A 14,606-nucleotide genomic window follows, 5' to 3' on the forward strand; every position below is an offset into this window, starting at 1 on the left:
GCGAACCACCACATTTTACCGGCTGATTAAACAGCCCAAGCCCGCGCCAAAGGGACGCTGGCTCAATAAAAAACGCTGACAGGATAGCAACAGCCATGAAAACCAAGCCGCGTTTTAGCGCTACCCCAATCAGTCTTGCCGTAAGCTTCGCGCTTGCTTCCGCCATGACTTTATCAGTCAACGCCGAAGAGCTGCTTGAAGAGCAATACGATTCGCAAGAGATAGAGGTCATCACCATCACAGGTCGTCTGCGCTCAAGCGCTTCACTTGCGCTGGAAGAGCGCCGCGAAGACGCCAAAGTGGTAGACGTCATGGGTGCAGACCAAATTTCCCGCACGGGTGATAGCGACGCCGCTGCAGCACTGCGACGGGTCACCGGTCTGACTTTAAAAGACGGCAAATTCATCTACGTTCGCGGACTTGGCGAGCGTTACTCCAGTACCTCGTTAAATGGCGCCATTGTTCCCTCGCCAGACCCAACACGTAACGTGGTACCGCTGGACATGTTCCCAGCCAGTATTATCGAATCCCTATCGGTACAAAAAGCCAATTCTGCGGCCCGCCCAGCATCCTTTGGTGGCGGTCACGTAGACATTCGTACCAAATCCATTCCTGCCGATTTCCTGTTTAAGGTGTCGGTTGGCGGTCGCTACAACACGAACGACAAAAACGACACTTATACCTATAACGGTGGCAAAAACGATAAATACGGCAGCGACGACGGTACTCGCGCTTTGCCGCCAAGCATTCCGGCGACTTTCAATCAGTTCGGTGGCATTAGCCCTATCAATATTGTCACAGGTTCCAACGGCACGATTAGCTTTCCGCAAGCTCAAGAGCTAAACCGTTCGCTGGCGGGCGATATGTACCGCGACATGACAGTGAAAACCGAAAAAACCGATCCAAGCTGGCGCGGTAACATCGCCATTGGCAACAAGTTTGAGCTTAGCGATGACGTGGCGCTGGGCTATATCGCCGCGGGCTCTTACAAGCGCCAGGCGGAAAACTACACCAAGCAAGAAACTGAGCTTGATGGCGATGCGGAAAACGTTCTAGTACTGAACTCAAAAGACGTGGTGGGCACCGATATGGTGACCCAGATTTCCGGCATGTTTAACTTAGGCTTGGAAATCACCGCAGACCACAAAATCGAAACCTTCTCTACCTATTTGCGCGATACCTCGGATGACGTATCGGTAGCCATTGAAGAGACTATCGATACTCTGGGCGAGCCTCGCGCGCTGCAGGTATTTGACGTCGATTACGAGGAGCGTTACTTGTTCTCGAATCAAGCGCGCGGTGAGCACTACTTCCCCTACTTTGCCGACTTAGAAGCCAACTGGATGTACTCAGACGCGCGCTCGAAAGCCGATGCGCCGAATAATCTGACCTACACCTACAACGTGCTGTTTGAAGACAATAGCAACCAAACTCAGGTTGACCGCACCTTGAACACTCAGGATGCGCCCAAGTACGTATACAGTCGCCTGGACGACCGCGCCAAAAACTATGGGTTTGATTTGGCCCTGCCATTTAGTACCGACATGGCTGAGATTAAGCTGGCCGGTGGTTATCAGTACTTCGAGAAAACTCGTGAGAACTTCGCCACTCGCTTGTCCTTTGAAGTAGATTTGCAGCCAACGGATCCCAATGGCGACATCTTAAAGCAGGACTTCGACAAGATTTTCTCTGACGACAACATTGCAAACGACGTATTGGGATTAGAGCTAAAAGATGCTTCTACCGATACCGAAGATTATGTTGCGGCTGAGAAAATCGATGCCGGCTTTGTCAACATCGACATGGACTTTGATGACGTGTGGCGGGTATACGGTGGTGTGCGCTACGAGAACTTCCGCCGCGCCACGCTGCCACTGCAGCCAGACGGTACCATCTCTGACGAGGGCGGTCGCTACGAGCTAACCGACTATGTGATTGCCGACAAAGACTGGTACCCATCCCTGTCATTGACCTATAAGCAAACCGACTCTAGCCAGTGGCGCTTTGGTGCATCTAAGACCATAGTGCGCCCGGACTTGCGCGAGGTGGCCCCAGTTCGCTACCAAGACCCGGTCACAGGATTCGAGTTCTTTGGTAACCCAGATCTTAAGTCATCTGACATCTACAACTTGGACCTGCGCTGGGAGTACTACTCGGACAGCGGCTCCAACTTGAGCCTAGCGGGTTTCTACAAAGACCTAGAAGCGCCAATTGAGCCGATTCAACGCATCTCTGAAGCGGGCCGACAGCTGAAGTTTTACAACGCTCAGTCAGGTCGGGTTTATGGCGTTGAGGCTGAGTTCCTGAAGGATTTAGGCTTTATCGGCGGCGTGCACAGCCTTTGGAGCAACTTCTTTGTGGCGGGTAACCTCACCTTGGGTGACTCTGAAATAAAGATTCAGCCCAATGGTGAGATTGACCCAACCAACACCAAACGCCGCATGACTGGCCACTCCCAATGGGTGACTAACCTGCAGCTAAGTTTTGACTCGCCGAATGACATGCACAACGCCACTCTGGTGTACAACGTGTTCGGTGAGCGCATCGCTTACGGTGGCCGCGGCGGCTTGGACGATGTGTTTGAGCAACCCTTCCACAGCTTGGACTTTAACTATGCTCTGTTCCCAACCGACGGCTTGTCGCTAAAGCTGAAGGTGAAGAACTTGCTCGATTCAAAGACCGAGTACAAACAGCAAGGTGTCTTGGTATACCAGAAAAAACCTGGTACCGAGTACACACTGCAACTGAGTTACGCCTACTAACCGTAGGGTAACGCGACCACCAGTTATTGAACACAACCTCGGTCGCAATCCTTGTAGCGGCCCTTCTACTTCGGTAGTTGGGCCGTTTTTCTATTTATCGCTTTGGGCATTCAACCCTAGAGTGGACTCACAAGCCAGTTAATCCAGCTTGGCGGTTGGCGCGTATCTAGCGTACAGATAATTAGCCAAGGTGACTTAATGGGCGTAAGCATTGTTCGCTTTCACAAAGAGCTTCGACTCGCAGACAACCCTTTGCTGCAGGATATTGGCGGCGAGCGACTCTTGTGTTGGTACCACTTTGATACTCGATTGTTGGAGGCCAACCGTTATGGTCTCAAAGCCATGGGGCCGGTGCGGCTGCATTTTTTGCTCGAGAGCCTGATGGACTTGGACCAACAATTGGCTCAGTTAGGGCAGCGTTTGTACATTAGCGTTGGCGATATTCACACCGCCCTTGAGCGAATTCTTCAAGCCTTTAGCGCCAGTCAGTTATTACAAAGCCGTGCGGTGGGTTGGGAAGAACAGCAAAGCCAGCAGCGTCTACTCATGGGCTTTGAACGGCTTGAGCACAATTTACACGAGTCCTTTAGCCTGTTTGAAGCGGCCGACCTGCCCTTTGAGTTGCGCGAATTGCCCGACAGTTTTTCGAAGTATCGCCGCTTATTGGAAAAGCATGAGGTACAGCCGCGTGCACCGCTTAAAGCGCCAAGTCAGTTGCCGCCTTTGCCGGATAACGCCAGTTTTGCCACAGTCACCGCTGTGGGGCTGATGACTCTGCCCGCGTTTATCTCCCATTACGGCGACCAATTAAATGCTGCATCTGAAGCTGTCGAGTTTCGCGGTGGCGAGCGCGCCGGTTTCACTCACCTAAGCGGCTATTTTGCCAGTCGCCGCGCTTGTCGCTACAAGACGACGCGTAACGCCATTGACGATGCCAGCGCCTCGACGCGATTCTCCCCATGGATGGCGCAAGGCTGTGTGTCATCGAGAATGGCGGCTGACGCGCTAGCGGGCTATCAAAAGGACTTTGGCGTTAACGATGATAACGATTGGATCTACTTTGAGCTGTTGTGGCGCGATTACTTTTATTGGTACGCGCTGAAATGGCAGCGCCGTTTGTTTCGTTTTCGCGGCATTCATCAAAAAGGCCCGTTGACCGCGTTCTATCCCGGGCGCTTTCAAGCCTGGTGCCAAGGCAGTACACCATGGCCTTTGGTCAATGCCATCATGAAACAGCTCAATCGAACTGGCTTTATCTCGAATCGAGCCCGCCAGATTGCCGCCTCGGCCTTGGTTAACGAGCTCAGTTGCGATTGGCGCTATGGTGCGGCCTACTTTCAACAGCAGCTCATCGACCATCAGGTCGGCGCCAACTGGGGTAACTGGCAGTACATCGCAGGCGTCGGTGCCGATCCGCGCCAAGGCCGCCACTTTAACCTAGAAAAACAAACCGCCATGTTTGATCCCAAGGGCGAGTACATCGCCCGCTGGCAAGGCGACATGGGCTGCCAACCGCTGGATGCCGAAGACGCCGCCGACTGGCCAATAAGCCCACCTGTGGATAAATAGCCCCCAAAAACCCATAGGGGACAGTCCCCTGTGTATAAGCATGTGCACAATTTTTGTTCGACATTCGCTGCAGATCGTGAATGTTTGAGACAGCTGTGGATAAAAGCACCGGTTTTAGGGGGTGGGGACAGTCCCCTGTTGGTAGTGTGTGGATAAAAATGGCGGATTTTGAGGGGTTAGGAGTGAGTCGGTACTTGCTGCGCGGTTGCGGAGGTTTCGGTCGTCGACAGTTGTGCTTGGCGGTAGCGGATGCCGTAGAAAGCCAGTAACAAATAGCCGAGCGTTAGGGCCCACAGTTGCAGCCAGTCGTTGTGAACGGCGCTCCAATCCGCACCCATTTGGTTGAGTTTTACCATGGCCATGATCCCTGGTACCGCGGGGATGACTTCGGTGATTAATCGTATTGGTTCAGGAATTAACTCCACCGGCCAAATCAGGCCACTGGCAAATAAGATGGGCATGGAAATCAGCAACACCAGCTGCGTCGGTCTGTCTCGGCCCTTGAGCAGGCAACTCAAAGCAATGCCAAACGCCGCGCTTGCGAGCAAGAACGGCAGCATCAACAGAGTTACCTGGCTAAAGGCACCACGCACGGGTAGCTCGTAGACGTGGTGGCAAATCCCCAAGTAGAAACTGCTAAATCCAAGATACAAAATCATCAGTGCTGTTAATCGCGCCAGAAGCAATCGCGCAGGGCTCACTTGAGACCAATAACCTGGCTTGCCCCATTGCCCCGCTCCTATAATTCCGGCACCTATCAGCAAGGTTTGGTGCAGCACTAACAACATCACCGCTGGCACTATGTAAGACATATAGCCCAGGCTTGGGTTAAACGCTGGCAAGCTATTGAGTTGTATCGCATTAACACTGAGCTCGGCCAAACGAGGATTTTGCCCACGAGCTAGCATGCCGGTCTTTTGCACCTGTTTGGCCATATCCAAATTCACGCTCACTAAGCCTTGTGCAATCGCCGAGTACACCAAGAAATAGTTGGCATCACCGCCAAAGGCCACGGTCGTGCCTTGGCCAAGCATCAGCTTGCGACGAAAGCCCTCTGGAATTATCAGCATGCCTTGCGCTCTGCCTTCGCGCACCCAAGTCTGCGCTTGTGACTCGCTGGCTAAGCGCGCCACTATCGCCACCTGAGGTGACGCGTCGGCGTGGCGGATCAGCTGGCGACTGAGGGTCGAGTCGTCACTGTCAACCACAACCACCGCTTGCTCGGTGGGCACCTGATTGAGATAAGGAAGCGGATACATCACTGCATAAAACACGATACCGCCAAACAAGGTCACCAGAATGGCGCGATCCGCCAAAATGGCTTTGAGATCGGTTTTGATTAGCTGCCACCAAGTCATGCGCTGGCCTCGCTCACGCCGGCGTGTTTGCGGGCCAACAGCGCGATAGGTATCAGCAGCACCAGAAAATACCCCATGGACTCAATCTCGACCCAAGCGGTGGCAAAACTCCAGCCGTAACTCAAAATGCCCTGATGGCTATCGATGTAATGAGACGAGGGCATGATAAGCCGCCAGATCTTGGCAGCAGCAGGCATGTCTGAAGTGGGAAAGGTGATACCTAAGTAGGGAAACGCTGGAGCAAACAAGGCCGCACAGAAGCTAAGCACGCGCGCCTTTTCCTGCATCAGCCAAAAAATAGTCAGCACAATCAGCCAGATACCCGCGAGCATCATCAGCTGCAAAGGCAAGAGTTTCAATGCTTGGGCACCGAGATCTCGTCCCAATAGGCCATAAGCCAAAATGATACTAAGGCCAAACTGCAGCCAGCCCAGCGGCAAGTACACGGCAGTTTTCATCAGCATGCCGTTGGCCACACCTTGAGAAAGCCAGCCTTGGCGTTGGTCGAGTTCCAGCTCGCGATTCAGCCCATTGGCAAACAACAGCATCGCCAGAATCTGCCCCACGGCTACCGTGATTGCCGGCAGCAAAAAATGGTCGTAATCGTTGTTACGGTTGTAAAAGGGCGTCATTTGCTGGCGTAGCGGCGTGATGTTCACCGCCGCCTGAGCTTTAGGCACACCTTGCGCCAATTGCCGCAGTGTCGATACCGGCTTTAGGCCTTGCGCCAGGCTGGACTGAATCTGGCTAGAGAGCAACTTACCCACCAGCAAATACTGAGCGTTGTAGCGAATGTCGATGGTTGGGCTATGGCCGGTAAGCAACTCTTTTCGCATACGATGGGGATAGCGCACTAAAGCGTACACTTGCCCCTCGCGCATCGCGGTTTCTGCGCTGGAAAGTTCGGTAAAACTGATGGGCTGAATTGCCGGATTGGCGTTAAGTAGCTGAGTCAGCCGCTGGCTGATTTGGCTTTGGTCTTGGTCCACCACAGCCACTGGCAGATTCGATGGCACGCCGGCGCTAAACAGCCACCAAATCAGGCCCACCGACAGCATGGGGATAATACTCAGCAAGGATAGTTGCCACGGATCTTGTCCGATGGCTTTAAGCTCTCGCCGAATTAGAGCCCACATAGGCTAGCTGTCCGTTGGAGTGTAAATGGCTGACATGCCCACCCGCAGCCCCTCGATAGCTTGCTTAGGTCGCAGCTCTACCTCAAAGGTTCGCATATCAAAGTCGTTGCCGCTCTCGGTGGCTCGCCAGGTGGCAAAGTCTCCCATCACACTGATATAACTCACCTCAAATTCGACACTTTGCTCAAGGGCTGGCAAATACAATTCAACCACTTCGCCTTGGCTAAGGTGCTTAAGCAAATCCTCGCGCACCTGGAACACCGCCCAGGCGTCACTCATGTCCACCAGACTCACCACGGGAAAGCCTTGCGGGACTAACTCTCCCGGTTGCAGTAGCACCTCAGTCACCTCACCGGCCACAGGCGCGCGCATCTGGCTGTCTTCCAGTACCGATGAGACTTCTCTAAGCGCTCCTTCGGCTCGCAGCACATTCCCGGCGGCCGCTGCTTTGTCCTCTTCACGAGCGCCTTCTTCAGCCAGTTCATACATGGCTAACGCCGCTTGCTCTGTGTACTTAGCCGCTTGCCATTGAGTGTAAGCTTCATCGCGTTTTTGACGGGCGACAACCCCTTCATCAAACAAGTTTTGCACTCGCTGGTATGTGACTTCAGCAAGCTCAGCCGCGGCTTTGGCTTTAAGCCACTGGTCTTTCTGGGCGGCAATCTCCTGTACTCGAGCGCCCTTGTCCGCCTGGTCGAGCATGGCTTGCGCCGCCGCTTGCCCCCCTTGCGCCTGTTGCAACTTGGCTGCCAGTTCAGGGCTGTCAATGGCAAACAGTAAGTCTTGGGCGTCCACCGCATCGCCCTTGCGGACCAAGACCTTGTCTACACGACCTGGGACTTTTGACGAGATGTTGTACTCGCGCGCTTCGATTTGGCCTTGCATGATCACCGGCTTGGGCTGAAAGCTAAGCCATAGACCGTATCCCAACGCCACGACTAGCAACAGAATAACGGCAGAGGCCAAGCCTCGATTGGTTTGCATCATCCCTCTCCCCTAATATTGCGGTGCGCTTTGGCTGCGCCCGATAAATTCGTCTATCTGTCCACTAACCGCCATCAACTTGGCGTACGACTGGATATAGCGATACTTAGCGCCAAGCTGCTGCAAGGTCGCGCCATTGAGCTTGAGCTCAGCATCCACTCGTTCAATGGATGTCGACAGGCCTTGGCGAAAAGCCACTTCGCGTAGCCGCAGATTCTCTTGCGCCAACTCAATTGACCCGTTTAAGGCGACAATCTCTTCCTGGGCTTGCAGTAATTGCCGGTAACTTTGGTCTACCAACAGACTTAAATCCTGACGGGTTTGCGCCTTGGTGTGCTTGGCTTGCAACAGTGCGCTGGCGGCGGCACGCTCTTTGCCGCTATGACCTTCTCGGCTGACAATTGGCACCTTAACCCCAACCCCAACCAACCAGTCGGGTTCAATGCGCGAGAACAGCGATTTGTCTTTGTAGAGGGTGTAGCTACCAAACAAGAATACCGACGGGTAGTGGCCGCCTTTTTCTAAATCGATTAGCGCCTGCGCTTGGGTTTCCTTGGCTTTTAATAGCTTGAGCGCCGGGTGATCTTTGAGGGTGAGTTCGCTAAGTCGACCAAGCTCGGGGAGGTTTTGCAGCACAAATAAGCACGAACTTGGCTCAGCGGCTTTCAAATCTAGCATGCGCGACAGGGCGATTTGCGCCATTTCCTGCTGGCGCTCAGCACTTCTTAATGCCACTTTGGCGTTACCCAAAGCCACCTCGGCATTAAGCCGTTCGACCTTGGCAATTTGCCCCTGCTCCTCGAGCTTTTTGGCGTTGTCCACGTGCACTGTTAGCGATTGCACCAAACTTCTGTGAGTTGCAGTCATCTGCTCGGTGACCGACACCGCGTAGTAGCGGTCCACCAGCAGTGTAAACAGGTCTCGAGAAGCTAACTCGGCTTGTTGTTGTTTTTCTTGTACCTGGGCGGCCTTGATGCCTTGCGCCGCAGTCACTCGCCCGCCAGTGTAGATAGGCCACAGCGCATCTAAGCTGGCGCGAAAGATGTTTTGCTCGGTCAGCGGGGTGACAAAAAACGAATCATCCAGACCAGGCAGTGGTGCGGGTAAGTCGCCCTCGGGCAGCAGTGCAATCGGATTTAAGTCGCGCAAATCCAGCCGAATGGGCTTTTGCAATCGAGTGTAGCTACCACCTACATCGAGGGATGGGTAATTTAGTGAGTCGGTGGCCTGACGCTCGGCTTCGGCTCGGTTTACCTGCTGTTGCTCAGCGCGCAATTTGGGGCTGACCTCGAGAAGTTTCTGCCATGAGTCGGCGAAACTGAGCGGCTCCGCCTGCACGGCCGAAGCAAAGAATATGGCTGCCGGGACCAAGAAGAAGGCCGAAATCAACGCCATCGAGCGCTTACTTGACCGATTTGGCAAACATAAAGCAATTCTACCGGTGACTCTAGCGCGCTGACCCATAATGCGGTTCCGATTGTGATAATTAATTAGCACCTGACAATAAACCTAGCTAGCTTATCCACATCACGCAATCAAAAACCGTGAAGAAACTAGGAAATATTAATAAAAAGCAGGCACTTAGGTAGTTCACGGATTTCGCTAGTACAACCTATTTAGTCTATCGGCGAGTATCAGCCCGCTCAACTGTGGATAACTACCCCCTAAAATTGGGGAGGGGACAGTCCCCTGTGTGTAAAAATCGCTGAACGGTGGATATTTACTCGAGTTATCTACAGGGGACTGTCCCCTCCTTTGTATGCATGCAAAAACCTCTAAGTCGCGGCCTTATTCGAGCAGTTGTCCAACTATTGAACAAACAGTCTTATTAATCAGTTATTTAAGTCGACCTTGGCCGCCTTCAACTGTTACATTCTCGCACCCCGAAGTTGATATTTGGTTTTAACGGCGTTGCGAATTTGTTCAGTTCAAATCTTCAAGCGCGTTGGAGCCGGTCCTGATTTAAGCAGTAGGAATAAACATGAAAGTTTTGCAGTCCATAGGGAAGGCGTTTCTCACTTTAATTGGTGTTTTGGTGCTGGTTGCACTCCTCGCCGCCGCCAGTGGCTATGTGGTTTACAACAAAGTCGGCAGCAACAACAGAAATTTCGACCTAACTCTCAAGGCAATCTTCAAGCCAGAATCTGAGCCAACTCGAAATCTGGAGGTGAAAACCATGGCTGTGCGCCGCGACGAAGATATTGCGTTTTTCAACATGTCTGACGGCCGCAAATACGTGGCCAAACCATCGACGTACCGAGATGCTCACGGCACCACCGAATACCACGATTTTGAGCTAGACCGCCCCATGCGCGTGAAACTGTATTTCGAAAAATTCCTGAACATGTACATCTGTTACACCGCACACACCATGGCAATGAAAACTGGCGAGTGGAGAGAAGACTACACCTGCTTCGAAGTCATCGAAGTGATCAAACCGAAAGACTAAGACCCTCATCCTCTGTGGATAACTAGCCGGGAAAAAGGCATAGGGGACAGTCCCCTGTGTGTAAAATTCGCTGAACGGTGGATATTTACTCGAGTTATCTACAGGGGACTGTCCCCATCTGCCGAGTCTCGATTGCCTCTTCGGCGAGCGATGATCGGCTTTTGAGCGCCATACGTAGCTAATACACTCTCAAAGCAATTCGAGGTGACTATGGCATTCAATACTCTGACAATCTTCTACGATGGCGAGTGTCCGCTTTGCTGCATGGAGATGGACAAGCTCAAAACCTTGGACGCCAAGGGGCGCATCGACCTGGTCGACCTGCACACTGCCGGCTTCGAGTTTCACTGTCTTGGAATAGAAAAAGCCACCGCGATGCGTATGCTTCACGGGCTATACAAAGGGGAAGTGCTGACCGCGCTTGATGTCACTCACAAGGCGTGGCAGCTTGTCGGACGCGGTTTTTGGGTGGCACCGCTGCAATGGCCTGTGGTTAAACAGGTTGCTCATGGGGTCTACTTGGGCTTTGCCAAGTACCGTCACCCCATTTCGAACTTTTTTCACAAACGCTTTGGCATCGGCAAGCCACATTGCGAAGATGGCGTGTGTTACCGCAAGCTTTGACTGTGGTAGCAACTCTAGTAAAGCGAGGCGCCTTTGCAAAACCCTGAAGGCCAGCGCACGGTCGAAGTGGCGATTGACGCGCACTTTCTCCTGAGAGCCTAATTCCTACTTGGCTAGCCGCTGATAACCACCCAGCGTAGCCAAGGCGCCCGTCAAGAGCGACGCCCCTTACGTCCAACGCCCTAATGCCACCCCAAGCGCCAAATCTGACTCTGCTTTAGCTCACGCCAATCAATTTCATATTCGTTGCGACTCATCACAGCGCTTATCACGCAGCGACTCACCGCTTGCTGCTCATCGAATTCGACCTCAGTGACGACAAAATGCTTCTCTTTTCGAACCACTTCTCTCTTCGTCCATTTGCTGTTTAGCAGCGCTTTGGGGCTAATTCGATTCATCAACAGCAGCGCCTAAATGAATTCAATGCTGTGAATAGTCAGATTAAAAGCACCGGCTGCCCCAGGGGCTATCAGAAAGCCAACATGAGTAATCGACTCGCCCGTTAGCTGCGGTGCCTGACTCACTATCCGTCCGCGGAATGTGCCTTGAAACTCGGCTAGGTCGAACTCCAACTCCAGCACCTCACCCGCGCGGGTTGGAAACTCAACTTTGTACGCCAACGAATAGCGCTCTATTTGACTGCGAAGTCTGAGCTGATAGTCTTTGCCATCGCCCTCAACCGCGATGCGCACGCGCGTCTTTTGACTGGGCTGGCGGTCGAGCTCTAAATAGGTGCTGCTAAACCCACCGTTATTGCGAAGTGATATTTTTCCGGTGAAATTGAGCTCGCCCCGTTCTAACTCGACGCGTCCATAGGACAAGCCGCCCATGACGCCGTCGTTAATAATCTGCCATTCTCTTGGGTTGTCCAGCGAGCGGATCTCCGCACTGGCAGTAACAGTTTGCGTATTCATAGCAAGTAAGACTCCTAGGGCCCATTGATGTACAGCCAGGCGCATGGGGTTGCTCAAAGGGTGATGGTTTGGCGCATGGGTTGCGATGACGGTAAGCCGCACATCTCGTCGTATGCGCTCATGAAAGTCAGCTGTGCTGTGCTCACTTGCTGTTCGCGCAGCAGCTCCTTGGCTTCAAACAAGGATTTACACACCTGCACGCTTTGCAAACTCGGCATAGCAATAAAGTCACCGCTGGCGTCGGTAGCGCCAACCAGATAGTGGGTCGAATCAGCAACGGCAATGATGGTAGCGATTTGCGACATAGCGAACTCCTGCAAAAAAAGGTGTTCACTAGTTACGCACTCGTGGTCGGCTTGGATTACTGTCCGCTGACAAAAGTCGAGCGAGCCAATAAATAATCGAAAAAACGGCTTGGATTGTTTGCGTGATTATCGCTGTTAATGGATAACTCTGAGTAGGAACGCTTGCAGCGTCGTAGCAAGGCCAAACTCGGACGAACTCTGCGAAAGAGTCCCCTACCTCAGCTGTCGAACTGATACACCAGCTGCACAAGCAAAGTACGCCCGCGTCCTGGAAAATACCTGTCGCCTGCAAAACTACTGTAATCCGCGCGCTCGGCGTAGCGAGTATCAAGCAGATTGTCCAGCTTGGCATTCAAGCTAACGCCACGGCTGATTTGCCACTGTCCGCGCAAGTTAAGCAGCTGATGGCCATCGTATTTGTGCAGATTCTGCGCGTCAGTATAGTACTCGTCGACGTATATCCATTCAAGCGTGGCGCGCAGTCCCTCAAAGGCGTTCCAATTGAGCTGACTTGAGGCATTGACCGCTGGTGCGCTATCCACTTTATTGCCTTTAACCGCGCCTAACTGCGGAATATCGCCATAGGTATGACGCGCGTAACTGGCGTTAATTTGCCATTGCCAGTCTTGGCTAAGCTGTGCACGAAACTGGCCCTCAACCCCCCGATGCTTGGTATTCCCACCGCTGACGTTAAAGAAATCGCTATCGCGCAGAATCAGGTTATCTCGTTGCATCCAGTAACCTGCCAACTGCCAGTTAATACGCTCGAGATAACCGCGCCAACCCAACTCAAGGCTATCTATGGTTTCACTCTTTAAATCGGCTTTAGACTGAGCGCGCTGCAACCGATACAACTCGGTAGCCTGCGGCGCGCGATGACCGCGACTGGCGTTGGTAAACAGGTGCTGCCCCTGAGTCAGCCGATAATTGAGCCCAAGCTTGGGCGAGAACTGACCAAATCTGTCTTTGCTGGATTCGGGGCGCGAGTACCGACAGCCGCCAAAGCCACAGGTATAGCCCTGCTCGTCCACCCGTCCCGAGTTCATGCGGTTGTTGTAATCGTACTGCTGCCAATCGTAGCGCCCGGCCAAAGTCAGCCTAAGCGCGTCACTGACTTGGATATTCGCCTGCACGAACGGCGATGCCATTAGACTGTCCACTTCATAATCGTAGTGCTTGCCCACAGGAATAGTGGCTTGCAAGAAATCGCTACCTTGAGTCGGGTTTTCCTGATACTGCAACAGCTCACCGCGAGTCCACTCTAGGTCTAACCCTGCATCCAACCACTGCCATTGCAAACCAGACTGCACACCCAAACTGGAATGGCGGTTTTGCTCAATCGGCGTGCCCGGCAAAAAGTGCTGTAAAAACTCCATGTCCACATGACGGGCATACGGCGTGATTTGCCAAGCCCAATCGCCCTTGTCCTGATCGATTTGGCTGGCTAGACGTAGCGAATGAGCCTTGCGGTAGGCCTCAGGTGAGGGGTTGGTTTTTGATAGTGCTTTGTCCTTGTAGCTGTCCTTGCCCACCAGATACGCCGCGGTTTGCTGATCAAGTCGACTGGCGTTGAAGCTTGTAGTGACTCGAGCCGCGCCTGCCGCATAGCGATGCTTAACCAACAACTTTTGCTGATTGTAGCCCGAGCTGTCGCGATACCCACCGTCGTGGCTGTGACTGAGCGCCGCGATGAACTCGTTATCGCCCGATTGAGTGTCCAACAAGCCTTTGAACTGATAATAATTGTTGTCGCTAATACTTAGTGCCGCCTGATTGCCTACCAGACCAAACTCAGGGGTCAGCACGTTAATCACACCGGTTAGCGCGTTAGAGCCGTAAATGGTACTCCAAGGTCCTGATAGCACCTCGAGGCTGGCGCCCAACTCCGTCGGCGCTTCAAACAATTCGTTGATATTACAAAAGCCTGCGGCGCGCAGTGGAATGCCATCAATGGTACTTAGAATAGAGCCACAAGCACCAGCACCGGTTTGCACTGGGCTTCGCAACCCCGGCAAATACTCGACGCCATCGCCTCGTGAAAATGTTACTCCTGGCACCTGCACCAAAGCCTGTTGAATGTGCTGAGCGTTCACTGCCGCCAGTGCTTCGCTGCTGAGCTGAGTAGCACTGCCCACCACTTCGTTTAGGGGCGTGATATGGCGAGAAGCGGACACCAAAATCACCTCGTCGACTTCCACCGCTTGATTCGCTGCTGCAGTTTCATCGACCACCGCGGTTTCATCAGCCACCGCGCTTCCAGCAGCGACCACCGAGCCCGCAGCAACAGCAGCCAGAAAAGCAAAAGACAAAGCAAAAGACAAAGCACCAAGAGAATAGTAAGAATGCATAGCAGGTTATTATTTTGTTTTTAATCGCAACCATTGTGTCACACCTTTACGCCCCGATCTGCCCCCAAAGATCACCTCAGCCTGTGGATAAAACCACCGCTTTTAGGGGGAGGGGACAGTCCCCTGTGTGTAACCCGCGTCCGAAATCGCCAAATTG

At 53.0% G+C, this 14,606-nt stretch carries 12 protein-coding genes; 4 read left to right on the forward strand and 8 right to left on the reverse strand.

Features of this window, described 5'->3' with window-relative positions; all coding sequences use genetic code 11:
• Positions 1 to 95: 95 nt before the first annotated feature.
• Both CLC93_RS02090 and CLC93_RS02095 read left to right on the forward strand, forming a co-directional pair.
• Complete coding sequence (locus tag CLC93_RS02090; RefSeq protein ID WP_095504278.1) at positions 96 to 2,762, forward strand: TonB-dependent receptor domain-containing protein; 2,667 nt, start codon at positions 96 to 98, stop codon at positions 2,760 to 2,762.
• A 198-nt stretch (positions 2,763 to 2,960) separates the two neighbouring features.
• Positions 2,961 to 4,331, forward strand: coding sequence for a DASH family cryptochrome (locus CLC93_RS02095; RefSeq protein ID WP_095504279.1), 1,371 nt, complete (start codon positions 2,961 to 2,963; stop codon positions 4,329 to 4,331).
• Between the two features lie 176 nt (positions 4,332 to 4,507).
• Here CLC93_RS02095 and CLC93_RS02100 read toward each other — a convergent pair whose 3' ends face one another.
• The 4 genes from CLC93_RS02100 to CLC93_RS02115 are packed head-to-tail and all read right to left on the reverse strand — an operon-like array spanning position 4,508 to position 9,204.
• Positions 4,508 to 5,689, reverse strand: coding sequence for an ABC transporter permease (locus CLC93_RS02100; RefSeq protein ID WP_095504280.1), 1,182 nt, complete (start codon positions 5,687 to 5,689; stop codon positions 4,508 to 4,510).
• Complete coding sequence (locus CLC93_RS02105) at positions 5,686 to 6,825, reverse strand: ABC transporter permease (RefSeq protein WP_095504281.1); 1,140 nt, start codon at positions 6,823 to 6,825, stop codon at positions 5,686 to 5,688. Before CLC93_RS02105 ends, CLC93_RS02100 begins: the two co-directional genes overlap by 4 nt.
• 3 nt (positions 6,826 to 6,828) lie before the next feature.
• Positions 6,829 to 7,809 carry an HlyD family secretion protein gene (locus CLC93_RS02110; protein WP_095504530.1) on the reverse strand — a complete coding sequence of 327 codons (981 nt, stop codon included), beginning with the start codon at positions 7,807 to 7,809 and terminating at the stop codon, positions 6,829 to 6,831.
• A gap of 12 nt (positions 7,810 to 7,821) precedes the next feature.
• Complete coding sequence (locus CLC93_RS02115; RefSeq protein ID WP_095504282.1) at positions 7,822 to 9,204, reverse strand: TolC family protein; 1,383 nt, start codon at positions 9,202 to 9,204, stop codon at positions 7,822 to 7,824.
• 586 nt (positions 9,205 to 9,790) lie between these two features.
• Here CLC93_RS02115 and CLC93_RS02120 point away from each other — a divergent pair.
• Positions 9,791 to 10,258: a hypothetical protein gene (locus CLC93_RS02120; RefSeq protein WP_095504283.1), complete on the forward strand. Its 468-nt coding sequence runs from the start codon at positions 9,791 to 9,793 to the stop codon at positions 10,256 to 10,258.
• A gap of 210 nt (positions 10,259 to 10,468) precedes the next feature.
• Positions 10,469 to 10,882: a thiol-disulfide oxidoreductase DCC family protein gene (locus CLC93_RS02125; RefSeq protein ID WP_095504284.1), complete on the forward strand. Its 414-nt coding sequence runs from the start codon at positions 10,469 to 10,471 to the stop codon at positions 10,880 to 10,882.
• 182 nt (positions 10,883 to 11,064) lie between these two features.
• On the opposite strand, the gene CLC93_RS02130 is transcribed toward CLC93_RS02125, so the two are convergent.
• From CLC93_RS02130 to CLC93_RS02145, 4 genes are all read right to left on the reverse strand, one after another.
• Positions 11,065 to 11,280 carry a TIGR02450 family Trp-rich protein gene (locus tag CLC93_RS02130; protein WP_095504285.1) on the reverse strand — a complete coding sequence of 72 codons (216 nt, stop codon included), beginning with the start codon at positions 11,278 to 11,280 and terminating at the stop codon, positions 11,065 to 11,067.
• A gap of 12 nt (positions 11,281 to 11,292) precedes the next feature.
• Positions 11,293 to 11,796, reverse strand: a complete 504-nt coding sequence (locus CLC93_RS02135) for a CIA30 family protein (RefSeq protein WP_169902762.1) — start codon at positions 11,794 to 11,796, stop codon at positions 11,293 to 11,295.
• 53 nt (positions 11,797 to 11,849) lie between these two features.
• A complete protein-coding gene (locus CLC93_RS02140) occupies positions 11,850 to 12,101 on the reverse strand; it encodes a DUF6482 family protein (RefSeq protein WP_095504287.1) in 252 nt (83 codons plus the stop codon).
• Positions 12,102 to 12,319: 218 nt separating this feature from the next.
• A complete protein-coding gene (locus CLC93_RS02145; RefSeq protein WP_095504288.1) occupies positions 12,320 to 14,449 on the reverse strand; it encodes a TonB-dependent receptor in 2,130 nt (709 codons plus the stop codon).
• Positions 14,450 to 14,606 lie beyond the last annotated feature (157 nt).

Source organism: Paraferrimonas sedimenticola (genome assembly GCF_002282855.1).
GTDB lineage: Bacteria > Pseudomonadota > Gammaproteobacteria > Enterobacterales > Shewanellaceae > Paraferrimonas > Paraferrimonas sedimenticola.

What these genes read in the sequence shown, in the direction of transcription:
- CLC93_RS02090 (WP_095504278.1), top strand. Translation starts at nt 96, where the DNA reads ATGAAAACCAAGCCGCGTTTTAGCGCTACCCCAATCAGTCTTGCCGTA.
- CLC93_RS02095 (WP_095504279.1), top strand. Translation starts at nt 2,961, where the DNA reads ATGGGCGTAAGCATTGTTCGCTTTCACAAAGAGCTTCGACTCGCAGAC.
- CLC93_RS02100 (WP_095504280.1), bottom strand. Translation starts at nt 5,689, where the DNA reads ATGACTTGGTGGCAGCTAATCAAAACCGATCTCAAAGCCATTTTGGCG.
- CLC93_RS02105 (WP_095504281.1), bottom strand. Translation starts at nt 6,825, where the DNA reads ATGTGGGCTCTAATTCGGCGAGAGCTTAAAGCCATCGGACAAGATCCG.
- CLC93_RS02110 (WP_095504530.1), bottom strand. Translation starts at nt 7,809, where the DNA reads ATGCAAACCAATCGAGGCTTGGCCTCTGCCGTTATTCTGTTGCTAGTC.
- CLC93_RS02115 (WP_095504282.1), bottom strand. Translation starts at nt 9,204, where the DNA reads ATGGCGTTGATTTCGGCCTTCTTCTTGGTCCCGGCAGCCATATTCTTT.
- CLC93_RS02120 (WP_095504283.1), top strand. Translation starts at nt 9,791, where the DNA reads ATGAAAGTTTTGCAGTCCATAGGGAAGGCGTTTCTCACTTTAATTGGT.
- CLC93_RS02125 (WP_095504284.1), top strand. Translation starts at nt 10,469, where the DNA reads ATGGCATTCAATACTCTGACAATCTTCTACGATGGCGAGTGTCCGCTT.
- CLC93_RS02130 (WP_095504285.1), bottom strand. Translation starts at nt 11,280, where the DNA reads ATGAATCGAATTAGCCCCAAAGCGCTGCTAAACAGCAAATGGACGAAG.
- CLC93_RS02135 (WP_169902762.1), bottom strand. Translation starts at nt 11,796, where the DNA reads ATGAATACGCAAACTGTTACTGCCAGTGCGGAGATCCGCTCGCTGGAC.
- CLC93_RS02140 (WP_095504287.1), bottom strand. Translation starts at nt 12,101, where the DNA reads ATGTCGCAAATCGCTACCATCATTGCCGTTGCTGATTCGACCCACTAT.
- CLC93_RS02145 (WP_095504288.1), bottom strand. Translation starts at nt 14,449, where the DNA reads ATGCATTCTTACTATTCTCTTGGTGCTTTGTCTTTTGCTTTGTCTTTT.